We start from the raw sequence: 17,251 nt of genomic DNA, 5'->3' as shown, positions 1-17,251 counted from the left end.
ACAAGCACGTCAGACCACACCCGCCGGTCGGCAAAACCCAACACCAGAACGCGACAACCAACCACAACAAGCCACAAAAGGTTTAATCACAAGCTTAGAGGGTGTTTGAGAAGGCCATGCCCTACTGCGCCGGGCCCAGACAACGACCGGCTGCGTTGTCGGTTCGTCCGGATACAACACCGGTATCCGGATGAACCTCCGCCTTGCCGGACGCCGCCTGTGCCTCGGCTCGCTACGGGCGAGCCTTCTCAAACACCCTCTATGCCTCACCAGTCGGAACCCGTCCGACGCTCTCCGAGCTTGCGCAGCGCCTCAGGCTGCGCGGGTGATGGTCACGAGGCCAGCGCGTAGGCGCGGATCACCGTCTGGTCGACCGCGTTGCCGTCGACATCCACCGCCGTGGCTCGCAACGAGACGTACCCGGCGGCGGGGTGGGCGAGGGTGGCGGTCCACCGGCCATCGATACGCTCAACATCAACGGGCTGCCACGTCGTGCCGTCGTCGAACGAAGCGGTGAGGGTCAGCGACTCGATCTGCTGGGCTGGTTCCGGACGGTTCTGCTCCACCGACACACCGAAGGTGAAGAGGCTGGCTGCCGGCGCCCGGTTGAGGTCGTCCAGCACCATGTCGTACCTGATCCCGAGCAGGGGCAGGTCCTGCTCCCCGTCAACGTGGGCCGAGGTGAAGGTCCACGCGGTGCGCTGCCGGGTGGATAGCGATGACCAGGGTGCGTCGCGGGTGGCCTCCGTGGTGAGCACGTATTGCGACTCGTCGCCAGAGACGGAGAAGTCGCCGAAGGCGGTGCGATCGGTGGCGCCCAGGACCGTACCGTCCGTACGGGACAGCGTGGTGGAACCAGTGGTGAACGGATAGTCCCACATGGCGGCGGCCGTCGGGCCGCCGTGGCGAGCGTCGGCATCGGCGTACGCCGGGATCGCGAACCGAAGAACATCTCCCTCGCGGCGGGCAGGCGAGGGGGCGTACGGGTTGCTGGAGCGGGTCACGGTCGGCCCGAGTGGTGCCCGGCCGAACGTTATGACGTACGGACCGGCGTTCGGGAAGGAGCGTTCGGTCTCGAAATAGTCGCCACCCGGATCCTCCGCGCAATCCGTCGGCAGGACCTGCGCGTTCAGTGCCCACACCACGTTGGTGCCGGGGGTGAAGTACGCCGCGTAACTTCCTGGGACGATGCCCGCGGTTACCGACGTTCCGAAGCCTGCTGACAGGTCGGGTTGGTAACCCCGCGCGCCAATCCGGCCGCAGCCAGCCCGATCCTGGCCGTTGACGCGCATGGTGACGGCGGCGAGCGCACTGGTCTGCGCGGTAAACACAGGCTGTTGGGGAATGCCGTCGGTGGACTCGAACGTCAGGTGGTACAGGTACGGGCTGTTCCGTGTACCGTCCTTGCTCAGCGCCGCGTACACGTTGAGTTCGAGGCCGGAAACTGGTTCGGTGGGCTGGACGTAGAGGCCCCCGGCGTAGTCGAAGTCAACGGCGTACCAGATCTTCTCCCCGGACGTGGACTGCGTGATTTGCACGGTCCCCCCGACCAGCCGCGCGTCCGCGCGGTCCACAGACGCCTCGACCCGCGCCGTGCTCCCAGCATCGAGCTTGACTTGAGTGTTGCCAACAACGTTTACCCGCGCCTGCATCGGCATGCTCAATGACAACCCGCCATTGGCCTCGGGCGTCTCGACGAACGCCTGGACGAGGTACGCGCCGGGCGCCAACTGGGCAATTCCCCGGCCCCTGGTCAGCGGAACCGAGGCTACCGCGCCGGTCACCAGGTCGAAGGCGAGCGCGTAACGGGCATGTTCGGTACGGGGCGCGCCGCCGGACCGGTCCCGTACCGACACGCTCAGCGTGGCGGTGCCGGCGTCACTGGTCGTCGGTGCCGTCGGCGGTTCCGCCAGCGCGGCTTGTCCGCGGCGCCAGCGGCGAGGATCGGGACGACGATCGTCGTCGCGGAGTAGGGCCCGCTCCGATCTGCCGTCCGGGTTGGTCGTTGCCGTTGCCGCCGGCGCCGGGACAACGGCCGTGGCCAGCGCGCCGATCAGGACAGCCAACAGGACTGGGGCTCTCATCGGACGCATGTCACTCGCCCTTCGGACGGTTGTCGCCGCAGTCGGCGGACTGGGCATGCGGCCCGGCTGGCGGCAGCTCGTCCACGACCTCCGTCTTCAGCAGCGCATCGGACTCGATGACCATCCCCGCGGGGTAGCCCATTCGCGGGTTGGCGGCCACCGTGACCGTGCGGCTGCCGAGGTAGCGGTACGTCGTTCGGTCGAAGACGAGCTCCATCCGGGTGCCGTAGGTGGGCAGTTCCCGGGCGACCGCAACTCCGACGCGTCCGGCAGCATCGGTAGCCTCGGGCACGACCCGCACGTCGGTCTGCTCCGCCATCAAGGCGTACACCGCGGCGCGCAGCTTTGCCGGGGCCGCCGGCGCGTGCGCCAGGCCGGTCAGCATTTCCCACGTGGTTTCGCCACGGCGGACCGGATCAGCGAAATCCTCCGGGGTGCTTGTGGCCCGCACCTCCTTGTCCACCAGGGCGCGCAGTTGCTTCGGCTCGGTCGGCAAGCCTCGCAGGTAGGTGTAGGAAGGCGCGCGCATGTCCGGGTCGCAGGCGGCGATGCGGAATTCCATGTCGGGTTCCTGCCGTGCCGCTGGCGGCAGGTTCTGACCAGGCAGCGGACGTGGTGCGGAATACGACAGTCGCAACAGGCCGTCGCCGCTGCCGTTGGCCGACTCCCACATCTCCTGCCGGCTGTCCACAAGCCATGACACGAAGTTGGCGGTCGACTGAGACGCTGACGGGCCATCGCCCGGGGGTAATGGTCGCATCGACCCTCCGTCGCTAACCGTGGCGGTTCGTACGTAGCTGACATGGACGAACTGGTGATCCCGGGCGGTGAGGTCGTCGACCGCCGCGACCAGTGACGCGTTTCGGAGCAGGTCGGCGGGGGTAGCCGTTACGGCCCGCGTATCGCGTGGAGTGCTCTGGCCGGCTGGGGTGAGGGTGACCACGGCGACCACGGCGACCGCGGCGGCAAGCCCACCGGCGAGCGCAGCACCCAACCCGAGCCGCCACCATCCACGGTTGCGGTGGGCCCGGGCCATGGCGGGCCGGGCATCATGCGTCGTCTCGCCGGCAATGGCCCTGTGCAACCGGGTACGGCCGCGCGCTTCCGCCTCGGGCGCGGGTGGTGGTGCCGGCCGTACGACGTTCAACAAATCCAGCTCGTTCATCAAGAAACTCCTTCGTGGAGAAAAATTTCCTGGGTGGGATCGACATCGCCGAGGACCTCACGGAGCTGACGCCGGGCCCGATGGAGCCGGGAGGCGACGGTGCCCACGGGCACACCGAGTGCGGCGGCGGCCTCGGCCTGGGACAACTCGGCCCAGGCCACGAGCAGCAACGCATGGCGGTCGCGGGCGTTGAGGCGGCCTAGCGCGGCGGCGAGCCGGCCACGTACGGCTGACGCGGCGACACGGGCGATAAGCCGCTCCTCACCCGCGCCCGAGGGGGGCTCGGCGGACATTCGCGCCAGGGCTCGATAGCCGCGAACCTCGGTGCGGCGGTGCCGCTGGATCAGGTTGGTGGCGATGCCGTACAGCCACGCCCGCACTGATCCGCGGGCCGGGTCGAACCGGCTCCGCTGGCTGAACGCGACGAGGAAAACCTCGGCGGCCAGGTCGTCGCCGGCCGGGCCGACGACTCGCCGCGCGGCGTACCGGTGCAGTTCCCCGAAGTAGCGGTCATAGAGATCGGCGAATGACTCAGGATCGGTTCGGGAGCGCCTGAGCAGGTCGGCGTCCTCGACATCGCGGTTTTCGATCGAGTGGGTCCGGCTTTCGGTGGGTAGGATCATATGAACACGTCGGTCACGATCGGGCCCTCTCGGGTAGGGGTGCGGTTGTCGCCAGTACTTGCCCGCAGCCCTAAATGATCTTCACGACCGAGCCCTCCGCGCCGAACGCAGTCAGCACCACGACCGGCATGGCCGGCAGGTGCCGGCGCAACTCCTCGATCGCGCCGCCCACTCGGCCCGGCGGTGCGCAGTTGAGCGACGGCGGCGGCGGTGTCGGCGGCGAAGACACCTCGGCGGCCTCCAGTGCGGCGCCGTGACCGTAACGGGCGGGATGCTGGTGGTAGGGGGCGAGGACGAGGTTGGCGGGTAGGCCGCGGTCGGCCAGCTTGGCGGCGAACTGAGGTTCCCCCGATAGCGTGGAGGCCAGACCTAAGGGAATAGATGGTCATGGCTGAAACGAGGAGACGGTTCGACCGGGAGTTCCGCGAGGGAGCGGTGAGCGGTGCGGATCGTGCGGGAGATGGGCAAGCCGATCGCGCAGGTGGCCCGGGATCTTGGGATCAACGACGGCACGTTGGCCAACTGGGTGGCGCAGGATCGGCGGGCTCGGGGGAGGCCGCCGCAGGCGGGCTCGGTGAGGACGAACGCGCCGAGCTGGTCAGGCTGCGTAAGGAGAACGCCGAGCTGGCGATGGAGCGTGACGTGCTCAAGCGATCTGTGGTCCTGTGGGTCAAGGAGGCGACGAAGTGAGTGTGGCCGGGTTCGTCGCCGCCCAGAGGACCGAGCACGCCGTGCCGCACGCGGTGACCTGCCGGGCGTTGGGGCTGTCTGAGTCGTGGTTCTACAAGTGGTGTTTCGTGGCTGGTGCCGGCCGGTTTCCGGGCCGAGTCCGTCAACTGCCTGCCACGCTGGCGGCGGCGAGACTCCCCGACGGGGGTGGGAAACTGGCCGAACAGGCCCACTGTGGCCGACCAGGCCGGCGGATGCCACCGCCACGACGGGCGGTCCGGCCAGGAGCAGCCCGATGGCGCCCGCGGCGACGAGGCGATGGCGGACCCGGGGACGGGCCGGCGGAGCGAGCATCCGCCGTACCCGGCCGACGGCACCTGCGGCCGCGCCGAGAGCGTGCTGGGGAGTACGGTCGCCTCGTCCAGGTCGTCCTCGGAAACGACGAGGGCACCGGCCGCCGTACCGCTGTCGTGGTCCGCCGCGACAACGGTACGGGCGGAAGCGCGGACTGGTTGGAGACTCGCCAAGCCAGGCCCACAACCCCAGTAGTCCGGTGACCCGACGGGATGCTCACACGGTTCTCACCACGCCCGCGCGGGTTGCATGGGGCCCGGCACCGCGCGGGCGGTCACCGTGCGCGCTGGAGGATCGTGATGAGCACGCCCTCGCCGACCGTGATTGACTCGGTCAGCTTCCACGCTGACTTGTCCGGGGTCTCCCCGAACAGGCGCCTCCCAGTGCCGAGGAGGACCGGGAACGTCATGAGGTGGAGCTCGCCGACGAGGTCGTGCTCGAGCAATCCCTGCACAAGCTGGATGCTGCCGGCGACCGAGATGTCGCCGTCCACCTCGTCCTGGAGCCGGATCACCTCCTCGACCAGGCCGCCGGAGAGCACGCGTGTGTTGTTCCACTTGGGGTCGGTGAGCGTGCTCGAGACGACGTACTTCGGCATCCCGTTGTACTTGTCGGCGAGCGCGCCCTCGTACTGCGGCCAGGCTGCGGCGAATCCCTCGTAGGTCCGGCGTCCGAGGAGCAACGCCTCTGCGCCGAGCGTCTCATCGACCTTGAACTGCTCGCCCTCCTCGCCGCGGTCGAACTCGAAGCTCCAGTTCGGATGCTTGAAGTCCTCCCCGCCCGGCGCCTGCACGACGCCGTCGAGCGAGATGAACTCGGTGACCACGATCCTTCCCATGTCTTGTCCCTCCTCGACTGTCTAGTGGGCGTGGGCGAAATCGCGCAGCGCGGAGGCAAGCACGTCGGCGGGAGCCGTGTGCTGCTCACCTTTGACGGCCTGCAGGGTCGCGGTCGGCAGCAGCTCGGCGAGCGCCTGGGTGCCCGTGATGATGAATGGGAACGTCCCGGTGCCGTGCATCACGAGCGTGGGCACGGTGACGGCGGCCCAGCGATCACGTGGCAGCGGGGCACCCGACATCGTGTTCCCCATGATCCGACCGTCGTAGGCGATCGTCGGCGCGACGGCCTCCATGATTGGCCAGAACTCGCTCTGCCGGATGCCGTCGACGGCCTCGGCGGGCAGGCCGACCGCAGCGGTCATGAACAGCTCCGCGGCATCCCCGGGACGACCGTCGGCCACGGCGGCGTCGAGGCGCCCCACGTAGTCAGCCGGCAACGGCGGGCGACTGTCGTCGACGACGAACGGCGGCTCGAACAGCGCGAGCCGGGTGATCGACAGACCGGCCGCTGCGGCGTCGAGCGCGAGGACCGCGCCGGACGACCAGCCGAACACGGTCGCCGGCGCGCCCGCGACCTCGATGAGCGCGGCGAGGTCCTCGATCTCGCGCTCCACGGCGTACGGCGCGGTGTCCGTACTCTCGCCGCGTCCGCGACGGTCGTAGGCATAGGTCCGGAACTCGTCGCCCAGCAGCCGTCCAACCTCCTCGTTCGTCGGATTGATGGCGGGGTAGGCGGTCGCGCCGTCGATGATGATGAGCGGCTCGCCCTGGCCCCATGCGGTGAACGCGATCACGGTGCCGTCGGCGGACACCGCGGCCGCGCTGACGTTCTCGGTCATCTGGTTTGCCTTCCTGGTGGCGGTGCGGGATGCCTCCCGGAGCGGCGGAGTGCCGCGTCGCAACCAATCTAGGAGTCGGCGGCGGCGTCGATCTTGTACAGAAGCGACAGGGGCTCCTCGGCCGCATCCTGGCGGTGCAGCTCGGTCGCGGTGCGGCCGATGAAGCGCTGGAGCGAGCGGGCGAGGTGCGGCTGGTCGTAGTAGCCGAGCCGGTTGGTGACGTCTAGCGGTGCGGCGCCCTCGCCGAGCAGGATCGCGGCCTGCCGGGCGCGCTCGATCTGCCGAATGCTGCCCTGCGTGAGCCCGGTCGCGGCGGCGACACGGCGCTGCACCGACCTCGTCCCGACGTCCGGCATCCCGCCGGCCACGACGTCGTCAACGAGCGGGTCGCGCACGACGACGCCCTCCCGCACAAGCCGGGCGACGAACTGCTCCGCGCCCTCGAAGTCGGGGATGAGCCACTCGTCGCCGCGCAGCATGAACGTCGTCGCGGTCGCGTGCGGGCTCTCCAGGGCGGAGTCGACCAAGCGCGCCGGAGGCAGGTGCGGCATCGAGGTGCCGCACGCGAACGTGATGCCGAAGGACTCCGATCCGTCGGGCACCTCGACGCTCAAGGCCGTGGTCTCCGGACCGCGTACGGCGGCGTGGACGCGGCCGTGGTGCTCCCAGAACACGAGCTCCCAGTTCGACGTCGCGATCGAGGTCATCCGCGCGACGCCGGACGCGTGGCTGCGCCAAACGCGGTGGACGTACGGCGAGTCCGACGGCCGGTCCTCGTTCTCCAGCGGCATCCCGTCCCCCGGTGACGTGTGCGGCCAGTCTCGCACGGCCCTGCGTCACCCGACCAGAGCCGCGGCGCGGCTTGGGGTGCTGTCGGCGCAGGACCGCGTTTTCGTGGTGAAGGACCAGAATTTCCGGCTCTCCTGCTGGTTTCGTGGGTGGTAGCGGTGGTTGATCATCTGCCGGGTAGGGGTGGGCAGAGGCCGCCGCGGGTGAGGTCGGCGATGGCGATGAGCGCGTCGGGGCTGGCGTAGCCGTAGGCGCGTCGGGTCAGGACGCGCAGGTGGGTGTTGGTCGCCTCGACCCGCGCGTTGGACAGTCCGCTGTCGCGAGGGTGTTGTGCAGTTCGGGCAGATGCCTGCGGATCTTGCGCGCGACCTTCACCATCGAGGGGATCTTCGACCGGGTGGCCCACTCCGCCTTTACCGCCGCGTAGCTGGTTGCGCACCGCCCGGCGGACCTCGTCGAGGGCGTCGGTGATCCACCCGACCGCGTGGAACGCGTCCAGGCACCGGACCGCCCGCGGGGCGTGTTCAGCGACCACATCGCCGATCCACCCGGCGCCGTCAGCCGACACGTGCGTCAACGGCTCGGCCCGTTCGGGTCCCAGCGCGGCGAAGAACTTCTCGACTGTCTCCTTCTTGCGACCCTCGCCGCTCCACACGATCCGGCCACTGCCGTGGTCCACGACGATCACCAGATACCGGTGACCCTTGCGGTAGGCGACCTCGTCGATACCGATCCTGATCAGCCCGGCGAGACGGCGACAGCACCAGCCCGCTCGGCCACCACCCTGGTGATGATCCCCGACACCGCCCGCCACGTGGTACGCAGCAGTTCGGCGACCGTCGACGCCGACGCATGCGCGGCCAGCCACGCCGTCGTGTCCTCGAAACCGATCGTGAACCGGGAGTCGTGCCGCGCCCACGGCACCGCGACCATCGTCGGCCCGTGCTCACCGCAGTTCACCCTCGGCGCGTCGCCGACCAGCCAGACCCTCATCACGCCCAGGTCCACAGCGCGCCACCACCGACGCCCGCCGCCCCGGTCATACCACGGCGCGCGTACCTGGCAACGCCCACACCGCCGCGTGGCTTTCATCCGCGGCCGCACCGACACGATCAGGTACTCGCCCGCGTCGTCCTCAGCGACCCGCACCGCCTCGATGACGGTACGTTCCAGCCCCAGCAGTCGATGGAATAGCCTTGCCCCCAGCACGCCGTGTTTCCGATCTTCAGTTCCCGTGTCTTAGCAGCTCAGGAACCTAGACGAGACACGGCGTGCGCTGCCATCCGGGGCCAGAAATCACCCACGAGACCGGCAGTAGAGGCACTTTTTTTCGGATGATCTTTCGGAGTCCGGACTTACCGTTCGGGTCCGTCGCGGGCGCTGTCCGAGATGGCACCGACGAGCGGACCTACCCGGATCGAGCCTATCGGTGATCTTGGGCTTGGTCGGTGCATGGACACCGGCTTCCACCGGCGGCAACCCGGGGGCGTTCGACGCGCGGACTGATCGCTGCCCGGTCGACCGCCCAAAGCCCGAGCCATCTGGTCGTTCGGGAGATCGGTACGGTGGCCCGCGGGCGCCACCGGGGCGGGAGGTGCGCGGGCAGTGGTACGTGGCGGGCCGGTACGGCGAACGTGCGACGTGCGGGTACGGCTGACGCCCGATGAGCACGCGGCCTGGTCCGCAGCCCGGGCTGTTACCGGCCGCCGCGACCTGGGTGCGTGGCTGCGGGTGACCGTTAACGAGCTGCTCGGCCTGTCCTCTGGGGAGCGGCTGGACCGGCCGGAGCCGGCGCCGCCGATTGTGGACGCGCAGACGTACCTGACGCTGGTAACGGTGGCCAACGCGCTGGGCGAGCTGGTTACGCGGGCGAACGCGGAGCAGCGGTATCCGGCCGAGCGGGAGGCCAGCGCGGTCTACGACCAGGTACGCCAGGCGGTCGTGGAGATCCAGGCGGCGATCGCTACGGCCACGGCACGGGCCCGGCGGCGCCGGTGATCGCGGTCATCCGCAAGGGCAGCGACTTCGGCCACGCCGCGCAGTACCTGTTCGGGCCGGGCGACGGGGGACCGTCGACGAGCAACGGGGATTGAGTCTGGAACGGAAACTGGCGCAAACCCTGTTCGGTTGATCTTCCCTAACTGCGACAGCAGCGTGACCAGGGCACGTGATCGGGAGTGTTCGACCCGATCGTGACCCGGACCTCGTCTGGTTCCTCGCGACGGCGTTTTCGGCCGAAGTGATCGTCTGCAAGGGCTATCCCGGGCGGCGTCCCCATGCCGAGATCAGCGGCGCGAGGGTGAGGTCAAGCTCGCCGGCATCGATGGCGGCCAGGTGCGCGTCGATCTCGACGTCGTTGGCCAACCTCGCGGCGAGCAACTCGGCGCGGACCATGCGTACCGTCGCGGTCTCCAGCCGGTCGCAGGCTACCCCGCCGACCGGGAAGCAGCCAGCCGCCGTGACATCGACCAGGCCCGCCGCACGCAACGCCCGCGGCAGCGTACGGCCGTAGCGCAGATCGGCGCCGCGGCGGGTCATCAACTCCCGGACAGCGCGCCGCAGCCGGTTGGCGCGCCGCTGCGCCGGGCCAACCTCATCGAGGCAGGCCAGCGGCTGCAGCTCGGTATCGGCGTCCTCGACCAATAGCCAGCCGCCGGGCCGCAGCGCCGCCACCATCGTCGCCAACGCCCGGGCACGGTCTGGCACGTGAACGAGCACGAGCCGGGCGTGCACCAGGTCGAACGTGCCTGGCTGCGGCGGCGGGTCCCCGACGATGTCGTGCCGGAGCACCTCGTACCCGCCGTGCGGGTCCAACCAGGCCGGATTGATGTCCGTGGCCAGCACGTAACCGGTTGGTCCGACGGCCGTGGCGAGTGCCTCGGGAATGCTGGGGCCTCCGGCGCCGACTTCCCAGCAGCGCCAGCCCGCCCTCACCCCGAGCCGGTCGAAGTGCCCACGCGTGACGCCGTCGAACAGCTCGGCCAGCCAGATGAACCGCTCGCCCGCCTCCACCCGGGCGTTGTCGAGCAGGTAGCGGCGATCCGAGGCAGACCCAGGAATGTGCGGCGATGGGGGGCCAGACCCCGCGCCAGCGGTATCCACCGGCCCGCCTGCGGTCGTGTCCGGCTCGGACCCGGGGTCGGCGAGGGGCTGCGATGAACTCATGCCCACATCCTCACGACCTACCGCGTGCCGTGTCAGTGCGACACGGGATGAAACCAGACACAGCCTGGCTCCAGCCAAGCAGGCCGACCCCTCACCCTCGACACGACTACGCGCGGGCCATGGCCGCGGTGCGAGTCATCGAGCGCGACCGCGACCTGGTCGCGGTCGAGGGTCCGGGCCGCCGCCGGGCGGCGCCCGGGCGGCGGCCACAATCCCGCGGGTGACAGCGCGGTCTCGCCGGTACTCGTTTCCAGGACGGGACCACCGCACGCACGTACGCTTCACCGCCGACGAGTACGCCGAGCGGTGGCCTCGCAGCCGTTCTGGCTGATCTCAGATGTCCGTCAATGCGGGTCAGGTCCAGGTCGCCGTACTCGTCGGGTCCCTGCACTGGCGCCGCCTCGCCGCGAGTGGCCCCGACGGGCAGCGACGTTCGCTGCGAAAATCGGCCGCCGGCTCGGCTAACCCCACTACGGCCCAAAGCCGTCAAGGACCTCATCGCCCACTGGATCGGCGACGACTGCTGGCGGCCACCCAGCCTGCCGGGAACCACTTACCGCACCCTGCGCGGCTTCGGCGGCCAGACCATCCCCAGGCCCACCAGCGCAGCATCGACCGGCACAAACGCAACGCCCGCTGGTTCGCCCGCAACCGCCGCGGCGGACGGGTCATCCTCTATCACCGCCACGTCGGCCCCGTCCTTGTCCGCGACTGGTCACTGGCGAAAATATGCTGATGCAGCACCTGATCGTCCGGACCCGATCCGCGGCCGACCTCGACCGATGCGTTGACGCGCTGCGCGTGGTCCACCACGCCGCTGCCTACCCACTGAACTGGCCGGCGGACCCACATCAGTGGCTTACCCCACCCCGGTTGCTGCAGGCGTGGATCGCAGACGGACCTGACGGCGCTATCGCCGGCCACGTCGCGGTCCAACGCACCCTCAACGCCCCGGCCAGCCAAGCGCCAGCCCGCCACGCCGAACTGTCACGGCTCTACGTCACACCCGCAGCCCGCCGCCGCTCCGTCGCCAGCGCATTGGTCCGCGACGCCAGATCATGGGCCGCCGAGCACGGCTACGACCTGACGCTGAACGTCACGGACGAACACCGCTCGGCCGCCGTCGCCTTCTACGAAGCCAGCGGCTGGCAGCACTCCCACACCACAGACGCCGACTGGACCACCCCCGACGGCCGACCCGTCAAGCTGCGCCACTACATCCTCGACAGCCGGGACGCCTGACGGGGACCGAAGCTACCGAAACGCCCTCCGCCCGAAAACCGCAAGGTAAAGTCCGGACGCTTCAGCCCAACGTCGTCCGGGCCTACCTCGCGAACCGCTGGTCAGCGCGTTGATCATCCGCAACCTTCGAGCGGACGCGACCCGTCCATTCGGGGTACCGATAGCTCCGATCCAGAGACACCGCAAAGCAGTTGGTCCATGCGCATCTTGCGGGCCGTCGGGAAAGGCCGACCGGCGACGGGCTGCTAGCGTTCGGCGCCATGTGGACCGAGGAGATCGTGGCCGGACGCCCGGCATGGCGGCACATTCCGTCGGGCGTGGTGTTCCGGAAGATCCCGGGCGGCACGTTCCGGATGGGCTTGTCCGACGCGGAGCTGGACGCGGTACGCGCCATCAAGCGCAGCGGCGGGGTCGAGGACACCATCGAGCCGTTCCTCGCCGGCGCCGGGGACGCACAGCCGGTACGCGAGGTGCGGGTCGAGCCGTTCCTGCTCGCCCGGCACCCTCTGACTGTGGCGCAGGTCCGGCATTGGCTGCCCGAGTACGAGGACCAGTACGCGGAGGCGGACACTGGCACGGCCCGGCTCGAGGACGACCTGGACGACCTACTCAAGCTGTTGCCGTTCCAGCTGCCCAGCGAGGCGCAGTGGGAATACGCGGCCCGGGCCGGCACCACCACGCTGACCTTCCGCGGTGACGGAAAACCCGGCGAGGACCAGCTGCTCGACGACTTCAGCGACGAGACGCGGACGGCCGCCGCAGAGAACGCGTTCGGGCTGGCGGCGATGGGGTCGGCGAACGAGCTCTGCGCCGACGTATGGATCCCCGGGTTTGCGGGCGCGCCGGCAGACGCGCAGCCACGGACCGGCGACGGGCCCCGGACCGTACGTGGCGGAGCCGCCGACGTCTACCCGTGGCAGGGCTGCGACGAGTGGCTGCTGCTGCTCTCCGCCACCCGGTACGAGCACGCCGAGTTCACGGCGGTTCGCCCGGTCGCACCACTGCCCCGCTGAAAGCCGTCTCAGCGGATCCACGGGTGCCGGTAGTTTCACCGATGGCCAGCCCAGGATCGCGGGGTTGCCGGCGTCGTCGGGGTGACGCCGGCTGAGATTGGGAGCCGTTGCGCGTAGAACAGCACGGCCCGAGGCGGAGGTGTCAGTCGTCGCCGCTCACCGTGATCCGGACGGCGACGGGAATCCCTGCGGCATCAACGTCCAGGTCGACTGGGAAGAACCCGTCGCCGACGGAGGTCGTCGCCATCATGATCTGGGCATCGCCAACCTCGATGGTGGCGGCCTCGTTCTCGGATGCCCGCACGCCCGCCATGACCTGCCAATGGTGTGAGTGAGGGCGGAAGTCGAAGGCGAACCCGCGGAGCGGAGCAGCCTTCTTGCGGTCGTTGAGCGCGACCGCTCGCGCATACGCATCCCGTACCGGGAGGTTGAGCCAGCCGTAGCCGTCGTCTCCCGGCGTTCCCGTGCGCTGCGCGCCGAACTCGGCGGCGATCTGCTCCTCGTCCCTACCCCAGAAGACCACATCGGCGAGGCCATCGAGGGGGTAGTCGTGCACCCATGAGCCGAGTGCGCCCGCGTCGGCAAAGACGAACCGGGCGTAGTCCACCCCGATACTGCCGAGCCGGCGGCCAGCAACGGCAGTGCCCTCACGTAGCTCGATGCGGATCTGCGACCAGCCCCATTCCCCCGGCACTGCGGTCACCGGCAACGGCCGGTCGATAGGCACACCCCCAACGGGGACGACCGGCACACCCATGATCAGGAAGTCAGGATCGCCTGCGGCAACCGCGCGTCGAACCCGGTCCCGGTGCGGAACCCGCCGGGGGAACGGGCTCAGCGAAGCGTCATAGGCGTGCTCGCGGCAATGCTGGTTGAACAGCGTGGTGAACTCGTCAATACCGTGCTGCGGGATGTCGTACAGCATGCGGCCGGACTGACGATCGAACGACCTCGCTGCGGCCTCCGTATCGGGGCCGACGACCTCGAAGTCCGACGCCGGCATGTCTTCGGATCCGTCGACTTCGTCGGGTGATCGGTCTCCGGACCACAGCTCCAGGTAGCCGCCGTCCATCAAGACAAGCTCTCCTGACGGGCACGTCACCTCGCCGAGCACCACGGTCTCTCCCACGATCGAGAGAGTCTAGGTGAGCCCCCCACGGGCCGCGGGGTCACCTACCCGGCGTGACCAAGGGGCCGCACTCGCATCAAGCGACCACGCGCTACTGCCGGTTGCGGCACCGTCAACGCGTTCGGTGATGTACGTGGCGGCGAATGCCCGGCAGAACGCGGCGCTACCAGCCGTCCCGGGGCCCGCCGCTACCGACGGGTAGCGCCACAAGCAACGCCCAAACTGGATGGTCGTGTCGAGGCATGTCGAACCGTGCCTCTCCAGCCGGACGCCCCGGCGTCCGCTCCCTCGACCAAAGGAGCAGGGCGATGATCACCAGCGCTCTCAACCAGGACGAGCTACTCCAGCTACCCGCGGTGGTCGATCTCGCGACCGCCGCCCGCGCACTCGGCGTGGGCCGCACAAAGGCCTACGACTTGGCGAAGAGCGGGACCTTCCCGTGCCCGGTGCTTCGGATCGGAACCTCCTACCGCGTGCGCACGGCGGACCTGCTCAAGCTCATTGAGCGTGTCCAGACTTCGTTGTCGCTGGTAGGTGCCGGTTGACAGGACGACCGGCGCCGCTCAATCCGAGGCCAGGAAGGTGATCAACTTCTGGGTGGTGGGGACGATCTTCACCGGCGGCCCGGATAACGGTTTGATCACCACCGGTGTGGAAGATCAGGCATGGCGGAAGCCTCCGGTACGTCGGCTGTGTGAAGAACCCAGAACCAGAGGCTTCCGGTCCCATCATCTACGGTGTCGCCCTGTCCACGCCAGCGCGCGTCGTGGAGCACCTCGCCGGGGGCGTTGACCCGCTATCGCCGGCGGATCGGTACCCGCGGGCGGGGCTACGACACCACCACCCAGGCGATCCTGACCTGCGCCTGGCTGGAAGGCGGGCACACCTACCGCTCGTTGGGTGCCGGCAACGGTGTGCCGAAAAGCACCTGCCGGACCCTCGTGCAGGAGGGCATCAAGGTCCTAGCCCGGCGGGCGCTGCCACTGACCGAGGTCGTGCGGCTGGCGGTGAAAGCCGGCTGGGACTACCTCATCGTCGACGGCGTCAACATCCCCACCGAGCGCGTCGCGGCCCAGTACACCAAGAAGCAGTACTGGTACTCCGGAAAGCACAAGCGCCACGGCGGCGCGGTGCAGACCGTGGCCGCCCCCGACGGCGAACTGCTCTGGGTATCGGGAGTGCTGCCCGGCAGGACCGTCGACATCACGGCCGCCCGACTCTTCAAGATAGCCGACAAGGTCCTGGAGTTCCTCGGCCTGCTGGCCGATCTCGGCTACATCGGACTGCACCCGGACATCATCACCGGGTACAAGCGCAAGCGCGGTGAGAAGACCTTGTCCGAGGCGAAGAAGGCCGCCAACCGTGCCCAGGCCAGCCTGCGGTGCCTTGGCGAACGCGCCAACGCCCAACTCAAATGCTGGACAGTGCTCACCCGCGACTTCCGCGGCAACCCACGCCAACTCACCACCGTGGTCAAGGCCGTCCAGACGCTCCAGTACCTGATCCGCGACCCGTTCGGCACCAGCCGTATCGACACCGTTTCGTGATCTGGACCAACCCCGATGATCGACCCCGTGAACCCGAAGTTGATCACCCTCCTGGCCTGGAGTTGAGCGGCGACCATCGTCCTGTCAACCACCACCCACCAGCGGAAACGAGGTCTGGACACGCTCAATGGCGTGAGACGCGCTGAGCTCCACCACGACCAGGTCTACGCCCCGCTCCTGCCTGCCGTGTTCGCCGCATGCGCGATCGAAGCGGTCTCCAGGACGAGCCCAGTGCCGTGGGTGAAACCCCGGCTCACCCTCCAAACGCCAGCCTTCAGGGACGACCCGGACAGACTCGACGAAGAAACTCAGACGCTCGACACGCACAGGCAGCATGGTGCACGACCACCGGGTGCGCACGTGATCCGACACCGCGTCTCCTCGTGACTGCGGGCTCCACGCGTCGGCACGAGCAAGCACCACCGCCGGCGCCCGGTCGGCGGCAGATCCGCCCACCTACGCGTTGAGGACGTGGTGTTGGATCGCCGGGTGATCGATTGGCGCTCGGTGCAGGACGTGCAGGGCGATTCTGGCGTCGTGATCGGAAGGCTGCTCGACCGGCTCGGACGCCAACCCGATGCCGCCGTGTGGGACGAGGTCGAACGCCGGCTCGTTGTGGAGGCAGAGTGCTGCTGCTCGGCTGGCTTCGCCACGCTCCCCCAGCTCAGCCGACTGGCGCAATCAGGCGCCGACGAGTTCTGGGAACGAGCGCTGCAGCTCGGCGCGGTGATCGTACGAACCCTGCATCGGTATCACCGACACGACGACCTGGTGCGGACCAACCCGGAAGCCCTCGCAGCGCTGCACTCGCTTGCCCGGACGCGTCTGGCCACGTGCACCGGTCCTGCATTGGTCCAGCAGCTGCAGGATGCGCTTACCTTCGCCGGCTACACGTTCTGGGCCTCGATCAGCCTGGACTTCACCGACGAGCACTACCATCTCAACTGCCCGCACTGCACAACTCGCCTGGCGATCGTCATCGACGACTACGGCCACTACTCGGCGATCCGCGACCACAACGACGGCGACATCAGCCGCCTTCCGCTCGACCCCATCATCGCCCAGGACCTGACGGGAATCGGTCGTTGGATGCACGACACCGCAGTCGCAGGCGGCGACACGACCCTCGTCGACGGCCTCACATACCTGTTCGGCCGGGCCAGCTGCGGCATGTGCGGCACCGCTCCGCCACGACGAGGGAACCGGACGGCACCGCCATCGCCTGCGCGCCCGACCTCAGATGTAGCGGCCGCGACCACAACACGCTGACCGACTGACCCTGTACCTGCCGAGAAAGGCATCCGTGCAGGTCGTGAGCCCTCCTGGCCTTCTGGCCTGACCTTGCTGATCGAGGGCGTCGCCCGCACCCATCGTCATTGATAAATGCGCGATGATGCCGCCTCATGCTGCTGCGACTGGCGTACCTGGGCATCACGAACGCGTTTGCGTTGCTGCGACTGCTGTCTGACGGCGACCGCGACAAGGACATCGAGATCCTGTCGCTGCGTCACCAGCTCGCTGTGTTGCAGCGCCAACTCGACGGGCCGCGGGTCCGGTTCGAGCCAGTCGATCGGGCGTGGTTGGCCGCGCTGCTGCACCCGCTGCCGAGGAGGACCCTGCGGCGCCTGCGGCTACTGGTCCGGCCCGACACGATCCTCAAGTGGCACCGTGACCTGATCGCCCGCCGCCACGCCGCGGTGTCGCGGCCCCGGCGGCGCGGCCGGCCCGCACGCTACGGTCGATCCGGGCCCTGGTGCTGCGCCTGGCCAGGGAGAACGGCAGTTGGGGCTACC

General features: G+C 69.1%; 15 protein-coding genes and 2 pseudogenes. 8 read left to right on the top strand and 9 right to left on the bottom strand.

What is annotated here, in order from left to right; genetic code table 11:
• Positions 1-332: 332 nt before the first annotated feature.
• From ABZ807_RS31725 to ABZ807_RS31715, 3 genes are all read right to left on the bottom strand, one after another.
• On the bottom strand, positions 333-1,730 hold the full coding sequence (locus tag ABZ807_RS31725; RefSeq protein WP_357166296.1) for a hypothetical protein: 1,398 nt from the start codon (positions 1,728-1,730) through the stop codon (positions 333-335).
• Positions 1,731-2,094: 364 nt separating this feature from the next.
• A complete protein-coding gene (locus tag ABZ807_RS31720; protein ID WP_357166302.1) occupies positions 2,095-3,249 on the bottom strand; it encodes a CU044_5270 family protein in 1,155 nt (384 codons plus the stop codon).
• Positions 3,249-3,872 (bottom strand): RNA polymerase sigma factor, encoded by a 624-nt coding sequence (locus ABZ807_RS31715; protein ID WP_357166293.1) that lies wholly within the window; start codon positions 3,870-3,872, stop codon positions 3,249-3,251. Before ABZ807_RS31715 ends, ABZ807_RS31720 begins: the two co-directional genes overlap by 1 nt.
• A gap of 460 nt (positions 3,873-4,332) precedes the next feature.
• Here ABZ807_RS31715 and ABZ807_RS31710 point away from each other — a divergent pair, with 460 nt between their 5' ends.
• On the top strand, positions 4,333-4,644 hold the full coding sequence (locus ABZ807_RS31710) for a transposase (protein WP_357166299.1): 312 nt from the start codon (positions 4,333-4,335) through the stop codon (positions 4,642-4,644).
• A 525-nt stretch (positions 4,645-5,169) separates the two neighbouring features.
• Here the strand turns inward: ABZ807_RS31710 and ABZ807_RS31705 are convergent.
• The 4 genes and pseudogenes from ABZ807_RS31705 to ABZ807_RS31690 all read right to left on the bottom strand — a co-directional run bounded on the left by ABZ807_RS31705 (position 5,170) and on the right by ABZ807_RS31690 (position 8,571).
• Positions 5,170-5,733: a dihydrofolate reductase family protein gene (locus ABZ807_RS31705; RefSeq protein ID WP_357166290.1), complete on the bottom strand. Its 564-nt coding sequence runs from the start codon at positions 5,731-5,733 to the stop codon at positions 5,170-5,172.
• 21 nt (positions 5,734-5,754) lie between these two features.
• Positions 5,755-6,573 carry an alpha/beta hydrolase gene (locus tag ABZ807_RS31700; protein WP_357166287.1) on the bottom strand — a complete coding sequence of 273 codons (819 nt, stop codon included), beginning with the start codon at positions 6,571-6,573 and terminating at the stop codon, positions 5,755-5,757.
• A 68-nt stretch (positions 6,574-6,641) separates the two neighbouring features.
• On the bottom strand, positions 6,642-7,364 hold the full coding sequence (locus tag ABZ807_RS31695) for an AraC family transcriptional regulator (protein WP_357166284.1): 723 nt from the start codon (positions 7,362-7,364) through the stop codon (positions 6,642-6,644).
• Between the two features lie 164 nt (positions 7,365-7,528).
• Positions 7,529-8,571 (bottom strand): annotated as a pseudogene (locus tag ABZ807_RS31690) (transposase).
• 522 nt (positions 8,572-9,093) lie between these two features.
• Between ABZ807_RS31690 and ABZ807_RS31685 the strand changes: the two are divergent.
• The gene (locus ABZ807_RS31685; RefSeq protein ID WP_357166282.1) at positions 9,094-9,360 is read left to right on the top strand and encodes a hypothetical protein; all 267 of its coding nucleotides are present in this window, start codon (positions 9,094-9,096) and stop codon (positions 9,358-9,360) included.
• Between the two features lie 258 nt (positions 9,361-9,618).
• Here ABZ807_RS31685 and ABZ807_RS31680 read toward each other — a convergent pair whose 3' ends face one another.
• Positions 9,619-10,527, bottom strand: coding sequence for a methyltransferase domain-containing protein (locus ABZ807_RS31680; protein ID WP_357166279.1), 909 nt, complete (start codon positions 10,525-10,527; stop codon positions 9,619-9,621).
• A gap of 735 nt (positions 10,528-11,262) precedes the next feature.
• On the opposite strand from ABZ807_RS31680, the gene ABZ807_RS31675 reads away from it, so the two are divergent.
• Positions 11,263-11,769, top strand: coding sequence for a GNAT family N-acetyltransferase (locus tag ABZ807_RS31675; RefSeq protein ID WP_357166276.1), 507 nt, complete (start codon positions 11,263-11,265; stop codon positions 11,767-11,769).
• A gap of 260 nt (positions 11,770-12,029) precedes the next feature.
• Positions 12,030-12,782 (top strand): SUMF1/EgtB/PvdO family nonheme iron enzyme, encoded by a 753-nt coding sequence (locus tag ABZ807_RS31670; protein WP_357166273.1) that lies wholly within the window; start codon positions 12,030-12,032, stop codon positions 12,780-12,782.
• A 142-nt stretch (positions 12,783-12,924) separates the two neighbouring features.
• On the opposite strand, the gene ABZ807_RS31665 is transcribed toward ABZ807_RS31670, so the two are convergent.
• Positions 12,925-13,911, bottom strand: coding sequence for a hypothetical protein (locus ABZ807_RS31665; RefSeq protein WP_357166270.1), 987 nt, complete (start codon positions 13,909-13,911; stop codon positions 12,925-12,927).
• 308 nt (positions 13,912-14,219) lie between these two features.
• Here ABZ807_RS31665 and ABZ807_RS31660 point away from each other — a divergent pair, with 308 nt between their 5' ends.
• The 4 genes and pseudogenes from ABZ807_RS31660 to ABZ807_RS31645 form a co-directional block, all read left to right on the top strand.
• Positions 14,220-14,456, top strand: a complete 237-nt coding sequence (locus ABZ807_RS31660) for a helix-turn-helix domain-containing protein (protein WP_357166267.1) — start codon at positions 14,220-14,222, stop codon at positions 14,454-14,456.
• Positions 14,457-14,648: 192 nt separating this feature from the next.
• Positions 14,649-15,458, top strand: a complete 810-nt coding sequence (locus ABZ807_RS31655) for a transposase family protein (RefSeq protein WP_357166264.1) — start codon at positions 14,649-14,651, stop codon at positions 15,456-15,458.
• Between the two features lie 489 nt (positions 15,459-15,947).
• Entirely contained in the window at positions 15,948-16,727 is a 780-nt protein-coding gene (locus ABZ807_RS31650) for a hypothetical protein (protein WP_357166261.1), read from the top strand.
• 134 nt (positions 16,728-16,861) lie between these two features.
• Positions 16,862-17,251 (top strand): annotated as a pseudogene (locus ABZ807_RS31645) (hypothetical protein); the annotation flags it as partial.

Origin of the sequence: Micromonospora sp. NPDC047548, from assembly GCF_040642975.1 — a bacterium.
Lineage (GTDB): Bacteria > Actinomycetota > Actinomycetes > Mycobacteriales > Micromonosporaceae > Micromonospora.
The sequence above is the reverse complement of the archived record's forward strand: the minus strand, read 5'-3'. Positions and strand labels throughout refer to the sequence as shown.

Bases quoted from the DNA above. Each gene is read 5' to 3' on its own strand.
- ABZ807_RS31720 (WP_357166302.1), bottom strand. From the start codon at position 3,249: ATGAACGAGCTGGATTTGTTGAACGTCGTACGGCCGGCACCACCACCC.
- ABZ807_RS31715 (WP_357166293.1), bottom strand. From the start codon at position 3,872: ATGATCCTACCCACCGAAAGCCGGACCCACTCGATCGAAAACCGCGAT.
- ABZ807_RS31710 (WP_357166299.1), top strand. From the start codon at position 4,333: ATGGGCAAGCCGATCGCGCAGGTGGCCCGGGATCTTGGGATCAACGAC.
- ABZ807_RS31705 (WP_357166290.1), bottom strand. From the start codon at position 5,733: ATGGGAAGGATCGTGGTCACCGAGTTCATCTCGCTCGACGGCGTCGTG.
- ABZ807_RS31700 (WP_357166287.1), bottom strand. From the start codon at position 6,573: ATGACCGAGAACGTCAGCGCGGCCGCGGTGTCCGCCGACGGCACCGTG.
- ABZ807_RS31695 (WP_357166284.1), bottom strand. From the start codon at position 7,364: ATGCCGCTGGAGAACGAGGACCGGCCGTCGGACTCGCCGTACGTCCAC.
- ABZ807_RS31680 (WP_357166279.1), bottom strand. From the start codon at position 10,527: ATGAGTTCATCGCAGCCCCTCGCCGACCCCGGGTCCGAGCCGGACACG.
- ABZ807_RS31675 (WP_357166276.1), top strand. From the start codon at position 11,263: ATGCAGCACCTGATCGTCCGGACCCGATCCGCGGCCGACCTCGACCGA.
- ABZ807_RS31670 (WP_357166273.1), top strand. From the start codon at position 12,030: ATGTGGACCGAGGAGATCGTGGCCGGACGCCCGGCATGGCGGCACATT.
- ABZ807_RS31660 (WP_357166267.1), top strand. From the start codon at position 14,220: ATGATCACCAGCGCTCTCAACCAGGACGAGCTACTCCAGCTACCCGCG.